The organism is Halalkalibacter hemicellulosilyticusJCM 9152, assembly GCF_000513115.1.
Classification (GTDB): domain Bacteria; phylum Bacillota; class Bacilli; order Bacillales; family Bacillaceae_D; genus Halalkalibacter; species Halalkalibacter hemicellulosilyticus.
Window position 1 is genome coordinate 17,249 of sequence record NZ_BAUU01000032.1, and the last position, 18,533, is coordinate 35,781.

Genomic DNA, 18,533 nt, shown 5'->3' on the forward strand with positions numbered 1-18,533 from the left:
TTTTCTTTACAATTAATGTAGAAAATAAAGTATAATAAATTAAGGAAGTCTTATGATTGGAATGGGGTTCGTATGCAGAAGTGGTACAATATATTTCCTAAAAACACTGGTTTAAGCATTTATGTCTGGATCATTTTTTGTCTTTTGCCCTTTTATTTTATTTTTATGAACGACTTCGGCTTTTGAAATTATTTTTGGATTTGTCATGATTCTGTTCTTTTTTGCAGCGTATCGTCTTTCATTCATTTCAAAAGGAAACCTTGTTTATCTTTGGGTAACCATTGAAATGATAATTAGCGTTACGATGACATTACTTTATGGCTATGTCTATTTTGCTTTATTTTTGGCGTTTTTTATCGGAAATATTAAAAGTAAAGTCGGGTTTTTTACGCTCTATGTTATTCATTTAATTACGACGATTATTTCGGTTTGCATTTGTTTTTTTATTGAAAGGGAATTATTTATGTCTCAATTTCCCTTTATCGTCGTGTCAGTCATAGGTGTAATTTTGATGCCTTTTAATTCATACAACCGCAATAAGCAGGAGCAACTGGAGAATCAATTAGAGGACGCAAATAAGAGAATATCAAAGCTAATGGTCATAGAAGAAAGACAGCGCATTGCTCGTGACCTCCATGATACATTAGGGCAAAAGTTATCTTTAATAGGGTTGAAAAGTGATTTAGCTAGAAGGCTTGTGGATGTTCAAGCATCTCAGGCGAAAAGTGAATTATTGGATATCCATCAAACGGCAAGAACAGCACTGAAGGAAGTACGAGAAATGGTTTCGAATATGCGCGGCATTAAATTAGAAGAAGAAGTCGAACATGTTCATCAGCTACTGCTAGTGGCCAATATTGATTTTTTCTTAGAAGGTGAAACAACCTTAAAGCATACACCGTTGTTAGTGGAAAATGTTATAAGTATGTGTATAAAAGAAGCTGTCACTAATATTGTCAAACATAGTCAGGCGACATTATGCCAAATGAGTATTCAAGAAACGAATGAGGAGTTACGAATTCTCATTCACGATAATGGAATTGGTTTTCAAATGGAACCTGAAGCAATAGGAAACGGGTTAAGGGGCATAAAGGAACGTTTAGAATTTGTAAATGGTAGTGTTGACATTCGCAAAGAAGGTGGTACGACTCTCGAGATATACGTACCGAATATCATTAAGTAATAGATTGGGGGAGGGGGTAACATGATACGAATTGTTATTGCAGAAGACCAAGGAATGCTATTAGGAGCATTAGGAGCACTTCTTGATTTGGAAGAGGATATGATTGTTGTTGGAAAGGCGCGAAATGGTGAAGAAGCGATACAATTAGTGGTTGAGAAAGAACCGGACATTTGTATTATGGATATTGAAATGCCCGTGATGAGTGGTCTAGATGCTGCAGAAAGATTAATTGAACAATCCTGTAAAGTGATTATACTAACGACTTTTGCTCGTTCAGGTTATTTCGAACGAGCTCGTCAAGCAAATGTAAGTGGATACTTATTAAAGGATAGTCCAAGTGAAGAACTTGCAAGTGCGATAAGAACGATTATGAAAGGAAGAAAAATATACTCACCTGAATTGGTTGACCTTGCTTTTGAAGCAGACAATCCGTTAACTGAAAGAGAGAGACAAGTTATTGAATTAATGGCAGACGGAAAAAGCACGAAGGAAATTGCAAGCGAGCTTTTTTTAACGAATGGCACAGTCCGTAATTATATTTCAGTTATTCTTGATAAATTGGATGTTAGTAATCGAATAGAAGCGATTGCGAAGATTAAAGAAAAAGGTTGGCTTAAATAAGCATTCAAAGTAGAGGAATTTTGAGGACGTTAAATTCTTATATTTACCGTATGTAAGCGTTTATCTAACTTGTTTTATTCTCCTCATTCATGTATGAAAATCTATTAAGAACATTGACAGCATGCTGTTTTCTTCATAAGATAAGCATAGTCGACAAAATTCTTCAAATTTTTATACAATTTCATTCTATGTATTAATTGATAAAAAAGAAGGTTTGTTATGACAACAATATAGAAATGAGTGGGGGATAATAAGTTGAAAAAGGTATTAACTGTGCTAATGTTGTTTGTATTATTACTTGCGGCATGTGGAACGAATGATAATGATGAAGGTCAAAATGAAAATGTGTCAGATGACGAAGACGGGCAAACGCAAGAGACAGCTTCTGATTTGAAAATAGCATTAATTCTACCAGAACGAATAGGAGTGAATCCATTCTTTCAGCAAATGGAAGATGGTGCGATGCAAGCAGGTGAGGATTTCGGTGTTGATGTAACATCAGTGGAGTCTACTGATTATTCAGTCATTGAAGAAAACCTTCGAGTTGCTGTTGCGGAAGGATATGATTTAATTATTACAGCTGCGTTTGAAGCTGAGGATCCACTAACTAATGTTGCAACTGATCACCCTGATCAAGCGTTTGCGATTATTGATACGGTTGTAGATTTACCGAATGTGAGTAGTGTGAACTTTAATGAGCATGAAGCTGCATACTTATTGGGAGCGGCAGCTGGTTTAATAACTGAAACGAATGTTGTCGGAATGGTAGCAGCAATGGATATTCCTTTACTTTCAAAATGGACCGTAGGTTTTGAAGATGGATTGTATGCAACGAACCCAGATGCTGAGTTTGTTTTGAATTTCGTAAATGACTTTGCTGATCCAGCTCGTGCAAAGGAATTAGCAATGTTACAAGCTTCACAAGGTGCAGACTTTATCGCGGGAGCGGCAGCTGTTGGTGACTTAGGTGTGTTTGAAGCAGCTGAAGAAGTTGGCTTTCTAACAGCTGGCCAAGATGTTGATCGAACTGAAGTCGATCCTGAACATATTGTACTTTCACAAATTAAAGGTACAGATGCAGCTGCATACGAGACGATTAGAGCCTTTGTAGAAGGTAGTCTTGAGGCTGGTGTCGTAAGCTACGGTCTTGCAGATGATGGTGTTGGTTTAACATATGTGACTCATGAGAGTGAGACACCTCTAAGTGATAAGGTAGGGGAAGACGTTATTGAGCAAGTTAAAGAAATAAAAGACGAAATTGTTTCAGGTTCTTTAGAAATTCCTAACCCTCTTCACGCAGAGTAATGTTTGGTCAAGTCGTATGTAAAGATTCGTAAGAAGAGAGATTCCTTTCTTTTTACAAGGGCACTTTAACTTTTTCAGTGTCCCTTACAGTTGGGTGACTCCTACGTATTAACCCTTTCTATTTGGTTAATGAAATTGTGAGTCGCCTTTTTCCTTGTTTTCAAAGAATTTCTAAGTATTTAAATAAACGTTTGTTAGGGAGGGATCCCTCATGTCGACTATTTTGGAAATGAAACATATGTCTAAGAAATATGGTGAATTTTATGCAAATAAGGATATATCATTTTCATTAAAAAAAGGACAAGTTCATGCGATCATTGGTGAAAATGGAGCTGGTAAGACGACTTTAATGAGAATGTTATATGGAATGGAGACTCCTACAACAGGTGAGATTTGGATGAATGGGAAGAGTGTTGTTTTTTCAAGCCCATCGGATGCCATTAATCATGGGATTGGAATGGTTCATCAACACTTTATGTTGTTTCCATATTTGACCGTATCAGAAAATATCGTCATTGGTCGTGAACCTAAAAAACTAGGATTCTTTCAGCGAAAAGAAGCGATAAAAGCAGTAGACGCTTTAGCAGAGCAATACCGTATTCCATTACGTCCAAAGCAAAAAGTAATGAAATGCTCACTCGGTGAACAACAAAGAATTGAAATAATTAAAGTCCTATATCAAGGGGCTGATATTATTGTTTTAGATGAACCAACTGCTGTATTGACACCTTTAGAAGTAGAAGGTCTTTTGAAAACGATTCGCTTTTTGGCATCCCAAGGGAAGAGTGTTATTATTATCACTCATAAACTTCAAGAGGTGATGGATGTCGCTGACTATGTTACTGTATTGCGTAATGGCGAGGTGACAGGTTCTATGCCGATTAGTGAAGCAACCTCTCATATGCTAGCCACTTTAATGGTCGGTCGTGAGTTGAAGAAGGTAGATGAAAGAATATCAATGAATGGGGAACGCTTTCTTGAACTTGCGAATGTTCGTGTACAGGAGAATAACGATAAGCCACTACTAAAGGATGTCTCTCTTCATGTAAATCGAGGCGAGATTGTAGGAATTGCCGGAGTATCAGGGAATGGTCAGTCAGAGCTTATTCAGGCGATTTCAGGGCTCATTGACATTCAAAAGGGTTCAATTAAGCTAGATGGAGATTTTATACAAGCTCTTAATGTGAAAGAGAGAAGGGATGCAGGGATCGCCCATATCCCAGAAGATCGCTATAAATGGGGTGTTGCCAAAGATGCAACGGTTGAAGAGAATGCGATAATCGGTTTTCATCGTAAAGAAGGGTTTATAGCGAAAGGTTGGATCAAAAGGAAATTGCTTCGACCGGTTATTGAACGTTGGGTAACTCAATATTCAATTAAGACAAGTTCAATAAAAGAGGAAGCTTCTAATCTATCTGGTGGGAATCTTCAAAAGCTAATTGTCGCACGCGAATTAGGACAAAATACACCTTTTCTCATTGCAGCTGAACCAACACGTGGTGTTGATATTGGAGCGATGGAAGTTATTCATGATTCGATTATACAAAAACGAAATGACAATGGGTCTGTATTACTTGTATCCTCAGAATTAACCGAAATTATGAAGCTTTCTGATCGAATTCTTGTCATGTATGAAGGAGAAATTGTTGGCGAAATGAGTCGTTCAGAAGCAACTGAAGAGAAGCTTAGTATTTTAATGGCAGGAGGTAATTTGGAAGATGCGCTCAATGAAAATTAATGCACTTGTCCAACCACTTTTTGCTATTTTTATCGGCTTACTAGTAGGAGCAATTGCCATGCGAGCTCTAGGTGAACCTGTTATAGAAACGTACAGTGAGCTATGGAAAGGTGCTTTTGGAAATCTTTATTTTGTCATGTCTACTCTTGCAAGGGCAACTCCTATTCTTTTAATTGCCTTAGGTGTAAGTATTGCCTTTCGAGCAGGGGCATTTAATCTAGGTGGAGAGGGACAGATGGTATTAGCTGCAGTAAGTGCTGCTCTTGTCGCTCTTTATTTGCCTGGACCAGGATTTGTTAAATTAATGGGTGCAGTCATTGTTGGTTTTGCTGTCGCAGGAGGGTGGTCTGCACTTGCTGGGTGGATGGAAGCGAAATTCAAAGTACAACTTATTATTTCAACCCTTTTAATGAATTATATAGCTGTTTTATTTGCAAGCTACCTAGTTAGTCATCCATTTCAAGATCGAGATGGTTCAGCAGCACTTGCTCAAACTAAACTAATAGATGCTTCAGCTTGGATTCCTAAAATATTAACAGGCATGAGTGTTCATTATGGATTTATCATTGCTATTGTTATTGCCATCGGTTTATTTGTTACTTTTCGTTACTCCGCAATTGGCTATGAAGTGAATATGCTAGGAAAGAACCCGTTTTTTACTTCTTATGGAGGAGTTCATAGAACAAAAGTTATGCTTATAAGTATGTTTGTAAGTGGCGGGATTGCAGGGTTAGCAGGTGTATTTGAAGTGTTAGGCTCCCATCATCGATTTGTTGATAATGCCTTAACGGTGCCTGAGTATGCGTGGATTGGGATTATGGCTGCTCTACTAGCGAAATCAAATCCAATTGCGATCGTCTTTAGTTCGATCTTTTTGGCGGCCTTACATACTGGTTCTTTAGGAGTTGAGCGTAATACAGATGTTCCTTTGGAAATCGCAAGTGTTATCCAAGCTGTACTCATTCTATTTATTTCTGCTCAATTAACGTTAACGTGGATTAAGGCACTTAAGAAAGAGAGGAAAAACAATGGAACTATTTGATCTTTCTCTTTTAAACTCTACTTTAAGGATGGTCACACCTATTTTGTTAGCAGCACTAGGCGGAATGCTATGTGCACGTGTCGGTATATTTAATGTCGGACTTGAAGGTTTAATATTAGTTGGGGCCTTCAGTGCCATTGTCGCCAATTATTTTACTGGTAACTTATGGTTCTCAATCTTTTTTGCTGCATTAATGAGTATGCTTTTTTCACTTATTTTAGCTGTTATGACAATACAGTTTAAGGCTAATATGATTGTTGTTGGTATTGCTATTAACTTTTTAGCTTTAGGACTTACAACCTTTTTGCTAAGAACGATTTTTGAAGTGAAAGGTGCATTTTACGATAATACGATGTCTGGATTATCCAATATTCATATTCCTTTTGTGCAAGATATTCCTGTTCTTGGTACGATATTTTCTGGACATACGGTTCTTGTTTATGTTGCGTTAATTGTACCGTTTATTTTGTTTATTTTTATGTATCGTACAGTGACTGGATTTCGAATGATATCCGTAGGTTATAATCAAGTTGCTGCCCACAGCCTAGGTATCCGAGTAAAAGGATTACAATACTTAGCGGTTGCAATGAGTGGTGTACTTTGTGGATTAGCTGGTGCCCAATTGTCATTAGGGCTTGTAACGATGTTTTCTGAGGGAATGACAGCTGGACGAGGCTTTATCGCTCTTGTCGCAACAATGCTAGGCCAGTCTCATCCATTTGGCGTATTAGGAGCTAGTCTATTATTTGGTTTAACAGATGCTCTAAGTACACGGATGCAGAGCTTTTCAATACCGACTCAATTTACGAGTATGATTCCATATATTTTAACTTTGGTTGCGATGTTTTTACTTAAAGGCAGAGGAGTAGAAATGAATCATTCTAATCAACAAAGTTCACGCTAAAAGGAAGTGAAATGTGATGAAAAAAGCAGATCGAATTAAACGAATGAAAACACCTAAAAACCGAGATTCATTTAATGGTCGACTCCCAGAAGGTCAAGTTTTAACAGAAAAATTCCCAATCTTGCATGAAGGAGATGTACCAACATATGACCTTGACGAATGGTCATTAAAAGTGACAGGTAATGTAAATAAGGAAGTAACCCTAACGTATAAGGACATTTTGGACATGCCGCAAACCGATATAACAGTTGATATACATTGTGTTACTAGATGGTCCAGATTTGATAATACATTTACTGGCGTTCGGTTTAAAGATTTTTTAAAAGAAATAGGAGTCGAACCAAAAAGTAATTATGTTATGCTTCATGGGGACTATGATTATACGTCAAATATTGAACTGAAGGATCTAATGGGTGATGATATTTTATTAGCTCACTCATTTGATGGAAAGCCTTTAACAGACAAGCATGGCTGGCCATTAAGACTCGTTGTTCCCCATCTCTATTTTTGGAAAAGTGTAAAATGGTTACGTGGATTTGAATTTATTAATGAAAACGAACCAGGATTTTGGGAGCAAAATGGATTTCATTTACGCGGAGATCCCTTTAAAGAAGAACGCTTTTCTGGTGAAGATTTAGATATACCAGAAGATGAGTGGGAAAAGAAGGAGTTTGATTGATTTGCTAGCGAATCTTAAAATTGATCCGAAGCAATTACCTGAGAAGGTTCTTGTTTGTGGAGACCCAAATAGAGCGGAAGTTATTGCATCTTATTTAGAAAACGCATGTGTATTAGCAAAAAATCGTGAATATCATTCTTATATCGGTACTTATCATGGTGAGAAGATCGCCATAGTTAGTCATGGAGTTGGTGGGCCTGGAGCTGCTGTATGCTTTGAAGAGCTTATTATCGGTGGTGCCCAAACGATGATTCGTGTTGGTACAGCCGGTTCATATCGTAAAGAAATTGAAGCAGGTAGTATCGTTATTAGTACTGCGGCTGTTCGATGTGATGGTTTATCAAATCAGTTAGTTCCTTCAGGTTTTCCGGCAGTTGCCAATCGAGAGGTCGTTCAAGCGTTAGCTACTGCGGCTGCTAATCAGAAAGAGACCATTTCTACTTTTGAAGGTATAACTTTGACATTAGATGCTTTTTACTTAGGGAGTGTTCCATTCCCACATGAGCTATATAAACAATCGAATGTATTAGCTGTGGAAATGGAAAATGCTGCGCTGTTTACAATTGCAAGCTTAAGAGGAATACGTGCCGGTGCTATTGTTGCCATTGATGGATATGCTGATGATGACTTACGAGAAAACTATAACCCTAATAGAGAAAGTGTAAGTAGAGCCATTCATCTTGAAGCAGGTATTGCACTCGATGCCATTCGTACACTCTAATAGGACAACCGTTTTGTATACTTTATGCAAAACGGTTCTTTTAGTTATAATGGTAGAAGATTAAACTAGACTTATTGATATAATGAACAATTTCAGTTGACGTATTCACTATTATTGTTTATTTTAAGGACTATGTTAGTTTTCTAAGAAACGAGGTCAATTATCTTGAAATATGTACTATTCTTGCTATCGGCTTTTCTACTAGTAGGGTGTGAAGCTAGTGATCAAAATGATCAAATATTTACAAGTGATGAACATTCCATTTTGTTAATTCTACCTGAGAGAATGGGTACTAATCCATTTCTAAACGATATTCGAATAGGTATTGAACGATTTAGTGAAGAAAATAATATGCATGTAAACACGATTGAATCAAAAAATGAGGAACAATTATATGATTATCTAAGCTATTATGCAAATGAAGGGTATGATTTAATTGTGACTGGAACGTATAAAGCCCACGATGCTTTATATGATGTCGCTTCTGAATATTCTTCTCAATCTTTTTTAATCGTTGACTTTTTCGTGGATCTTCCTAATGTGGCGAGTATTACGTTTCAAGAGCAGGAGGCTTCTTTCTTACTTGGTGTACTAGCAGGTTATATAACGGAAACGAATGTGGTTGGAATGGTGGCTGCAATGGATGTACCGTTATTGCAAAAGTGGGTAACTGGTTATGAGTTAGGTGTTCACACTGTAAATCCTGAGGCTAAGGTTATAATAGACTATGTCGGTCATTTTGCAGACCCTGCTACTGCAAAGGATATAGCAATTGAATTCGCACGTGATAATGCGGACTTTGTTGCTGGTGCAGCTGCTGTTGGTAATTATGGTGTTTTTGAAGCAGCACTAGAAGAGGGGTTTTATACTGCTGGACAAGACCATGATCAATTAATAATTGACCCAGAGCACATTCTTATTTCACAATTGAAAATGGCAGATGAAGCCGTTTATCATACACTTGAGTTATTCTTAAATGAGACCTTTCAAGGAAAGGAATATACTTATGGATTAAAAGAGGAGTTTATCGGAGTGACACATATTACTCATCCTACTGATTCACCATTAAATCATGTTATAAATGAAGAGGTCTTACAAGTTTTAAATCATTATAAAGAACAAATTATTTCGAAGGAGATTGTTATTCCTAACCCTTTGGAGGATAGACAATAATGGACTGGAGGGTTACGACATGGATCGATTAAAGAAGCTCTTATATAAAATAGATCAAAAAGGATATAAGTCTTATAAAGAAATACAAGGTATGTATCAATTTTCACATTTCTTTCTTCATATTGATTATGTTCAAGGGGATCCATATGCTAGCCCGTCAAAAATACGCCTTCGTATTCCCTTGAACAAAACAGCAATGAAAGAGGATTGGTGTAAGCGATCCTATCATCGAATACGCTGTGAGGACACAATAGCAAGAAAAGTAGGTTATGCGGTTAAAAAACAAAACCGAAATATAAGAGGATCAGGGAAAAGTGGTCTAATCTTATTTGATGAACCAAGTCAAAAAGTGATTGAACGTTCAGCGGTCATGATTGATCATAAGTTCGTTACTATTTGCCTTAGTGTTGGTTTACCTGCTAATGGTAGACGGATTGCCGGCCAGGATGCTGTGAAGCTATTATGCACCTACATTCCTACAATTATCGCAAACTCCCTTTTTACACTTAATGAGACGGATTTGTATAATGAAATAAAATTAGCTGATCAACAACAAACCATACGACGATATTTAAAAGAACATCAGTTTATTGCATTTATTGCAAATGAAGCCATACTCGCTCGTGAAAGTGGTGTAAGTGATCAGTCAATGAATAAAGATGTTGTTCCTTTTGTTTCACCAAGTAGTCTAGAAATCGCAATAAAAGTTCCTCATCAGGTTGAGCCTATAAAAGGGATGGTTATTAAAAAAGGGATTACATTAATCGTCGGCGGTGGCTATCATGGGAAATCGAGCTTTTAAAAGCGATAGAAAGTGGTGTTTATGATCATTGTCAAGGTGATGGACGAGAGTTTGTCATAACAAACAAACAGGCGGTGAAAATCCGTGCTGAAGATGGAAGAAGCGTAAGAAGTGTAAATATTTCTCCTTTTATTAGGTCTTTACCATTTTCAAACGATACGACTTGTTTTTCAACAGATAATGCTAGTGGAAGTACTTCGCAAGCAGCCAATGTGATGGAAATGATTGAAATTGGAGCAGAGATACTTCTTATTGATGAAGATACGACAGCGACAAACTTTATGATACGCGATGCAAGAATGCAGCAATTAATTGAGAAAGAATCAGAACCTATTACACCTTTTATTGATAAGATCGAACAATTAAAAAATGAAAAGAATATCTCTAGCATCATTGTGATGGGCGGCTCAGGTGATTATTTCGATGTAGCTGATTGTGTGATTAAAATGAAAGAATACGTTCCATTCGAAGTAACAGGTGAAGCTAAAGCGATAGCTCAACAAATTCAGATAGATCGTCAGCATGAAGGTGGGAATTCATTTGGTCAAGTAGCAGATCGCTATTTATTGCCCAATAGTTTGAATAGCATGGAAGGAAGAAAAAGAAGGGTGAAAGCACGGGGGATGTATGAAATTCAGTATGGCTCCCAAAGTATTAATCTTCATTCTATTGAGCAGTTGGTTGATGAAAGTCAAACGAGAATGATAGCAGATATATTGTATTACGTAGAACGAAATAACAACTTAGTTCAACAGTGTAGTTTAAAGGAGCTAGCTGAATTAATTGAAGAACAGTTGAATAAACGAGGGATCACTTCTGTATCTCAACATAATGGACATCCTGGTGATATAGCAAGACCAAGAGCCTTTGAAATAATGGCTGCTCTAAATCGATTGCGCTCAGTTCAAATAAAATAAAAATGAAAGGGATGTGCGCTAGTTTGAGGATTAAGCGTACGTTCCTTTTATTTTCAAAAATAATTTTGTTAACCATAAGGATAAAAAAGCCACAATTATGTCAATAAGAAATAAGTAAAACAAATTCATGCCGTTTTCTAAACGTAATAAGTCTATAAGTAGTGAAAGCCCCCCAAAGCCAAACGCGAAAATAATCGAAGCAACGACAGCATATAAGTAAAAATTTCGATTATAGTTAGTGCAAAATTGATAAATAAGCATGTATGTTACAGGAAACAATACAGCCGTAACCGTGACACCAACGGGTAGCATATGCGTTAAGCTATGTGGGTGTATAATTAAATTGTTCATGGAAAGAATATTATCAATGTTTGCCCAAAGGACATGAGCAGTATAACCAAAAAAGGTTATTTCGAAGATTCGTTTGCGGTCTATTAGTACATATAATATAAAGAGCGGTAGTAGGATCGTAGCGATATTCCCCCAAAAATACCACGTATTTATACCTGCATATTGCGACCAATATTGCCTGGTTAGTGTAAGAAGCTCCTCTTTTTTGTCTAGAATGCTTTCGTATAGTTGTTCTTTTTTCATAAAAGCATGATCCTCCTAATGACTACTTCTGTATTTTTATTGTTTCCAACATGAAACGGTTTATCCATTTAGGCGTAAAATATAGTGGTTTAACGAAAATATGAGTGACTTGAATTAGAATATGAGCCACTTTAGGAACTTGACCGCAACGAGTTTTCATTCATGCTAAATCCACTATGAGACGGTTAGAGATGTCTCTTATTGAATGAAAAGATGTATTCATTGATTGTTGACTTAATGGAAATAAGGTATTATCAATAAAAAGTATGTACTTGAATAAGTTTTATAAATTGATTAGGGGGAATCCTTCATGACTTATATGAGTCTCTATAATTCTGCTTTAATACAATCTGACTTTTATCCTACAATTGTCTTTTATTATTACAAACAATGGCATAGTTACGAAATGGATAATCATAGTCATCCACAAGTTGAGATTATGTATGTTATTTCAGGAGAATGTGAGATTGGTTTTGAGCAGAAGAGAATACGGATGAAGAAAGGTCAATTTATTCTTATTGATTCAAATGTTAAGCATCGATTAATCGTTCGAAATGATCAATATTGTCGAATGCTGAATGTAGAATTTATGTTCAGTCAAAATAGTGTTTCGATACCTTCCGTTTCCGATCTTGCCACAGACGACGAGCATTTAATGTCGTTCCTAAAATGTGCACGTGATTTTAATGTGCTTGAAGATTCAAGTGAAGTGTACCTTATATTAAAAAGTCTAATTCTCGAACTTGATAAAAAGGAAAAGCAAAATCAATTAATGGTCGGATTGTACTTGTGTCAATTATTAATAAAAATAGCTCAACTAGATCAAGAGGCGAAGCAATTTCAATCGAAATGGAATCACCCATATGTGAAAAAGGCGATTCATTATATTCATCATCATTATGACTGTTCGATTAAGGTAAAGGATATTGCCGATTCCGTTCATTTACATCCTAGTTATCTGCATCGCATTTTTAAAGAATACACTGGAATTTCGATTATGGATTATTTGCTTTCACATCGTATCGATAAAGCAAAAGATTTATTAAAACGCACAGATATTCCTATAACAGAAATCGCTGATTATGTTGGAATGAGCAGTGGTCAGTATTTTAGTACTTTATTTAAAAAAAATGTAGGGGTAAGCCCATTGCAATTTCGAAATGAAACAAAACAAGTGCGAAATCATTCTTCTATTATAAGTTAGCATTTTATACATTTATCCTGAAGAAACGTCAGAAATTTGAAAGCGGTGTATCTCCTCTTAATGCTACAATTTTCATTGAACTGGATCTTTGAAAAAGGAGATGATTATATGTCATTTAAAGTCGCTTTTATTGGTGCTGGAAGTATTGGATTTACGAGAGGATTATTACGTGATTTGTTATCTGTTCCTGAGTTTCACAATATTGAAGTCGCATTCACGGATATTAATGAACAAAACTTGGACATGGTAACAGAACTTTGCCAACGAGATATTAATGAAAATGGATTGAATATTCAAATTCAATCATCATTGAATCGTAGAGAAGTTTTGAAGAACGCACGCTATATTTTTACTGTCGTACGAATAGGAGGATTGGAAGCATTCTCAACAGACATTGAAATTCCGCTAAAATACGGAATAGATCAATGTGTAGGGGATACACTTTGTGCTGGTGGTATTATGTACGGTCAGCGCGGTATAGCAGAAATGATGAATATTTGTAAAGACATTCGAGAAGTAAGTGAACCTAATTGCTTACAATTAAATTATGCAAATCCAATGGCGATGTTAACGTGGGCCTGTAATAAGTATGGTGGTGTACGTACGGTTGGTCTATGCCATGGTGTTCAAGGTGGCCATCGACAAATTGCAGAAGCTTTCGGATTAAAAAAAGAAGAAATTGATATAGTCTGTGCTGGTATTAATCATCAAACATGGTATATCCAAGTAAAGCACAATGGAGAAGATTTGACAGACCGTATGTTAGAAGCATTCGAGAGCCATCCTGAATTTAGAAAAACGGAAAAGGTACGCATCGATATGCTGAAACGGTTTGGCTATTATAGTACCGAATCAAACGGACATTTAAGTGAATATGTGCCTTGGTATCGTAAGCGATCAAAAGAGGTTCATGATTGGATTGACCTTGGAAGTTGGATTAATGGGGAAACGGGAGGATATTTACGGGTTTGTACGGAAGGAAGGACATGGTTTGAAACTGATTTTCCAAACTGGTTGAAGGAGCCAGCCTACACATATTCCTCCGAAGAGCGTGGTGAGGAACATGGATCATATATTGTTGAAGGTCTAGAGACGGGGCGAATTTATCGTGGACACTTTAATGTAGTAAACAATGGAATCATCTCCAATTTGCCAGATGATGCCATCATTGAGGCGCCAGGTATGTAGACCGTAATGGTATTAATATGCCTCATGTAGGTGAGTTACCTTTAGGGTGTGCGTCAGTTTGTCAAACGAGCATTTCCGTACAACGACTATCCGTTGAAGCAGCAATCCTTGGCAATGATCAACTACTACGTCAAGCATTTATGATGGATCCTTTAGTAGGAGCAGTTTGTAACCCACCTGAAATCTGGCAATTAGTAGATGAAATGCTTGTGGCACAAGAGCAATGGCTACCACAATATGTAGAAGCGATAGAATTGGCGAAAGAAAGATTGTCCTCAGAGGAATTAATTCCTACTCGTAACTATAAAGGAGCAGCTCGATTAAAAACAAAGTCAATTAAAGAAATGCAAGAAAACCGTGATGAAGCGATGAAGAATGCTACTGAAGCTGATAAAGCAAAAGAAAGACCTTCATTGTAAAAGTGTTAGCTAGGCATTCTAAATGCGTATAACTTTAGAATGCCTTTTCTACTGAGTCAGTAAAATAAAAGATGTACTCACTTCAATCTCATTCGTACAACTATCATACATTGAAAATATATTTGTATGCACAAACTATTTACAAGGAAAGAAAGCTTTACTATAATAAAAGCTAATAGTTAATTTATTTATTAATTCATTAACAATAATAATTTTTTGCGAAGTTTTGTAAACGTTTAACTTTACGAAAAAGCAGTACTGGAGGAGGAGAACGATGAATCAGTTAAAAAAAGCGAAAATGGTTGTAGACAAGGAATTCAAAATTGCTGAAATCGATTCAAGAATTTATGGGTCTTTTATTGAACATTTAGGAAGAGCGGTATATGGTGGGATTTATGAACCTAATCACCAAAATGCTGACGAACATGGTTTTCGTAAAGATGTCATCGATTTAGTGAAAGACTTACAAGTTCCGATCGTACGTTACCCAGGTGGTAATATGGTTTCTGCTTACAATTGGGAAGATGGAGTAGGACCTAAGGAACAACGTCCTCGTCGTTTAGAGCTTGCATGGAGAACAATTGAACCGAATGATGTCGGGACAAATGAATTTGTTGACTGGGCTAAGAACGTTAACTCTGAAGTGATGATGGCGATCAATTTAGGAACTCGTGGTATTGATGCCGCTAGAAATTTTATCGAATACTGCAATCACCCAGGAGGAACATATTGGAGTGATTTAAGAAAAGAACATGGATATGAGCAACCTCATAACATTAAAACATGGTGCCTAGGAAATGAAATGGATGGATCTTGGCAAGTTGGTCATAAAACAGCCGATGAATATGGCCGTTTAGCTCAAGAAACAGCTAAAGCTATGAGATTGGTTGATCCTACAATTGAGCTCGTTGCATGCGGTAGTTCTAATTCGAAAATGCCGACATTTCCACAATGGGAAGCAACGACGTTAGAGCACACGTATGAGCAAGTTGACTTTATTTCATTACATCAATATTTTGGTAACCCGGATGATGACTCAGAGAACTATTTAGCGAATGCTCTTGAAATGGATCACTTTATTAAAACGGTTATTTCGACTTGTGATTATATTAAGGCAAAAAAACGTAGTAAAAAACAAATGTATTTAAGTTTTGATGAATGGAATGTTTGGTATCATTCTCATCAGGCGGATAAAGAAATTGAGCTTGGACAATTGCTCCTCCGCAACTTGAAGACCATTATAATTTTGAAGATGCCTTACTAGTTGGTAGTATTCTAATTACGTTCTTAAAGCACGCAGATCGAATTAAAATGGCTTGTATGGCCCAGTTAGTTAATGTGATTGCTCCTATTATGACCGAAAATGAAGGTCGTGCATGGAAACAAACGATTTACTATCCATACATGCATGCTTCTGTATTTGGAAGAGGGATATCTTTAAAACCAGTTATTTCTTCTCCTGTATACGATACGAAAGATTTCACAGATGTTCCTTATGTTGATAGTGCGGTTGTTTATAATGAAGAACAAGAAGAAGTAACGATCTTTGCCTTAAATCGTCATATTCATGAGTCGTTAGAATTTTCAATTGATGTTCGTAGCTTTGAAGGGTATCAACTTAATGAACATATCGTTTTAGAACATGAGAACTTAAAAGCGGTAAATACCGTTGATGAGCAAGTTGTAAAGCCTCACTCTAACGGGAACGCACAGCTTGAGAATGGAAGTATTCAAGCGGTTCTTTCAAATGCTTCTTGGAATGTTATTCGTTTAAGCAAACGATAAAAATCTCTTAGAGGTCGCCTTGAGGCGGCTCCTTAATCATTAATACTAGATTTTAAAGGGTGAATATAATTTCACGTAATGTATTTTCTTACGTTGTAAAAAACATCGAAGCTAGTGTATGATGATAATGAATTCGTTTTCTTCAAATGGAGAGAAGTGATGTTGTGATTAGAGGAGGAGAGTTTTAATGAAGATAATTAAAGATCTGTTCGGACAAGTTGACGGTCAAAATGTATATGCTTATACATTAACAAATGATAGAGGAATGGAAGTTACTAGCATTGATTACGGTTGTATTATTACACGAATTTCTACACCTGATCGCGAAGGTCAAATTGAAAATGTTGTACTCGGTTTTGATTCAATTGAGGAATATGTGGGGCATTCTCCTTATTTCGGGGCAGTATGTGGTAGAGTTGCGGGTCGCATAAAAGGTGCTCAATTTACATTAAACAATCAAACATATACTCTAGCACAAAATGATGGTTCTAACCATTTACATGGAGGAATAAAAGGCTACGATAAGGTTATTTGGAAATCTGAACCTTTTGAAGAGCCTAATAAAATTGGTGTTGTTTTCACTTATCACAGTTTTGATGGAGAAGAAGGATACCCTGGGAATGTCTCAATACAAGTTACATATACGTTAACAAACGATAATCAGTTTGCTATCGATTATCAAGCTATTCCTGATCAAGATACGTTAATAAATTTGACGAATCATACATATTTCAACTTGAGTGGCAACGTAAAAAGCACGATTAAAGAACATCAATTAACATTAAAAAGTAAACAGTATTTAAGTTTAGCTGATGATTTAATGCCGACTGGAGAATTCGTTGATAGTGAAGACACTGTTTTTGATTTTACAAATGGAAGAAAAATACTAGATGGTATTCACTCAAATTTAAAACAAAACCAGTTAGCTGGAAATGGTTATGATCACCCGTTCCTTTTAGATAAAAATCAAGATGAAGAAATTCGTCTCGAAGACGAGCAAAGTGGTCGTGTACTCATCATCGAAACGAATGAACCAAGTGTAGTCTTATATACAGGGAACATGATAAGTGAAGATTTTTCAATTAGAAATGTTCCTGCAGAAAAGTATTTAGGTTTGTGTCTTGAAACCCAAGGACTACCTGATGCCATTCATCACGATCACTTTCCATCTATTATTGTTAAAAAAGGGACTGAATACAAGAGAAGAACAACGTATACATTTACAACGAATTAAATGATTGCAGACTTTGACCGAAAAGAGAAGTGACTTTTTTCGGTCATTTTTTTGTTTGATAAAAACAGTTTCTAGGATGAAAAATCAAGGAAGAATGAGTAAGTTTGGTCAAGAACATCGGTTTCATTGCGGAATACATTTTGTGAAAAGCTATCCTAATTCTAATAGCATTTTCAAGACGCATGCTTTTCTTATTCTACAAATTATAGAGAAAACTATTTATTTATTGTACGTACAAGTGTATAATAGGTTTAAGGGCATTTAACACTAGTTGAAAGGGGTTGTGATAGTTGTTAGAAAGTCTTAAAGAATCTGTTTTAAAGGCGAATCTTGCGCTACCTAAGCATGAACTCGTTACTTTTACTTGGGGAAATGTGAGTGGCATTGATCGAGATTCGAGCCTAGTAGTTATTAAGCCTAGTGGAGTAGAGTATTCCGATTTAAAACGTGATGACATGGTTGTTGTTAACTTAGAGGGTGAAGTGGTAGAGGGTAACCTTAAGCCGTCTTCAGATACTGCTACTCATGTTGCGTTGTACAAAGCTTTTTCAAGTATTGGAGGAATTGTTCATACTCATTCGCCATGGGCAACAAGTTGGGCTCAAGCGGGGAAATCAATACCGGCATTTGGCACAACTCAAGCTGATTATTTTTATGGAGAGGTTCCTTGTACGCGAGATATGACGAAAGAGGAAATTCAGGGAGCGTATGAATTAGAGACAGGTAATGTCATTGTCGAAACATTTAAAGATATTGACCCTATGCAAGTTCCAGCAGTATTAGTGAAGTCTCATGCTCCTTTTGTATGGGGGAAGGATCCTAATAATGCTGTTCATAATGCGGTTGTTTTAGAAGAAGTTGCAAAAATGGCATCTCGTACTTTGCAATTAAACCCTCATACGACAGCAATGGATCAAGATTTACTTGATAAACATTTTTTACGTAAACATGGTGCGAATGCTTACTATGGACAAAGGTAATTTTTCTTTTGAAATAAATGAAAACAAATTCGTTTTTAGGAGGA

General features: G+C 36.5%; 12 protein-coding genes and 4 pseudogenes. 15 read left to right on the forward strand and 1 reads right to left on the reverse strand.

Annotated features, from left to right (window positions below):
* Positions 1–72 precede the first annotated feature (72 nt).
* The 10 genes and pseudogenes from JCM9152_RS17200 to JCM9152_RS17245 all read left to right on the forward strand — a co-directional run bounded on the left by JCM9152_RS17200 (position 73) and on the right by JCM9152_RS17245 (position 11,085).
* Positions 73–1,183 (forward strand): annotated as a pseudogene (locus JCM9152_RS17200) (sensor histidine kinase).
* 21 nt (positions 1,184–1,204) lie between these two features.
* Positions 1,205–1,804 (forward strand): response regulator transcription factor, encoded by a 600-nt coding sequence (locus JCM9152_RS17205; RefSeq protein ID WP_035346577.1) that lies wholly within the window; start codon positions 1,205–1,207, stop codon positions 1,802–1,804.
* A 255-nt stretch (positions 1,805–2,059) separates the two neighbouring features.
* Positions 2,060–3,109, forward strand: coding sequence for a BMP family protein (locus JCM9152_RS17210; protein WP_035346578.1), 1,050 nt, complete (start codon positions 2,060–2,062; stop codon positions 3,107–3,109).
* 211 nt (positions 3,110–3,320) lie between these two features.
* Positions 3,321–4,847, forward strand: coding sequence for an ABC transporter ATP-binding protein (locus JCM9152_RS17215; protein ID WP_035346579.1), 1,527 nt, complete (start codon positions 3,321–3,323; stop codon positions 4,845–4,847).
* A complete protein-coding gene (locus JCM9152_RS17220) occupies positions 4,828–5,889 on the forward strand; it encodes an ABC transporter permease (protein WP_035346580.1) in 1,062 nt (353 codons plus the stop codon). The genes JCM9152_RS17215 and JCM9152_RS17220 overlap by 20 nt, the downstream gene beginning before the upstream one ends.
* Positions 5,876–6,793, forward strand: coding sequence for an ABC transporter permease (locus tag JCM9152_RS17225; RefSeq protein WP_035346581.1), 918 nt, complete (start codon positions 5,876–5,878; stop codon positions 6,791–6,793). The genes JCM9152_RS17220 and JCM9152_RS17225 overlap by 14 nt, the downstream gene beginning before the upstream one ends.
* Before the next feature lie 16 nt (positions 6,794–6,809).
* Positions 6,810–7,472 carry a sulfite oxidase-like oxidoreductase gene (locus JCM9152_RS17230; protein ID WP_035346582.1) on the forward strand — a complete coding sequence of 221 codons (663 nt, stop codon included), beginning with the start codon at positions 6,810–6,812 and terminating at the stop codon, positions 7,470–7,472.
* Between the two features lies 1 nt (position 7,473).
* On the forward strand, positions 7,474–8,193 hold the full coding sequence (locus tag JCM9152_RS17235) for a nucleoside phosphorylase (RefSeq protein WP_081728093.1): 720 nt from the start codon (positions 7,474–7,476) through the stop codon (positions 8,191–8,193).
* Between the two features lie 165 nt (positions 8,194–8,358).
* A complete protein-coding gene (locus JCM9152_RS17240; protein ID WP_052016091.1) occupies positions 8,359–9,366 on the forward strand; it encodes a BMP family protein in 1,008 nt (335 codons plus the stop codon).
* Positions 9,367–9,385: 19 nt separating this feature from the next.
* A pseudogene (locus JCM9152_RS17245) lies at positions 9,386–11,085 on the forward strand (ABC-ATPase domain-containing protein).
* 30 nt (positions 11,086–11,115) lie between these two features.
* Here JCM9152_RS17245 and JCM9152_RS17250 read toward each other — a convergent pair.
* Positions 11,116–11,679 (reverse strand): hypothetical protein, encoded by a 564-nt coding sequence (locus JCM9152_RS17250; protein WP_035346585.1) that lies wholly within the window; start codon positions 11,677–11,679, stop codon positions 11,116–11,118.
* Positions 11,680–11,989: 310 nt separating this feature from the next.
* Here JCM9152_RS17250 and JCM9152_RS17255 point away from each other — a divergent pair, with 310 nt between their 5' ends.
* From JCM9152_RS17255 to araD, 5 genes and pseudogenes are all read left to right on the forward strand, one after another.
* Complete coding sequence (locus JCM9152_RS17255; RefSeq protein WP_035346586.1) at positions 11,990–12,883, forward strand: AraC family transcriptional regulator; 894 nt, start codon at positions 11,990–11,992, stop codon at positions 12,881–12,883.
* Positions 12,884–12,991: 108 nt separating this feature from the next.
* Positions 12,992–14,490, forward strand: a pseudogene (locus JCM9152_RS17260) (alpha-glucosidase/alpha-galactosidase).
* A 274-nt stretch (positions 14,491–14,764) separates the two neighbouring features.
* Positions 14,765–16,275 (forward strand): annotated as a pseudogene (arfA, locus tag JCM9152_RS17265) (arabinosylfuranosidase ArfA).
* 187 nt (positions 16,276–16,462) lie between these two features.
* Positions 16,463–17,509 carry an aldose epimerase family protein gene (locus tag JCM9152_RS17270; RefSeq protein ID WP_035346587.1) on the forward strand — a complete coding sequence of 349 codons (1,047 nt, stop codon included), beginning with the start codon at positions 16,463–16,465 and terminating at the stop codon, positions 17,507–17,509.
* 290 nt (positions 17,510–17,799) lie between these two features.
* A complete protein-coding gene (araD, locus tag JCM9152_RS17275; RefSeq protein ID WP_035346588.1) occupies positions 17,800–18,489 on the forward strand; it encodes an L-ribulose-5-phosphate 4-epimerase in 690 nt (229 codons plus the stop codon).
* The last annotated feature ends 44 nt before the right edge of the window (positions 18,490–18,533 follow it).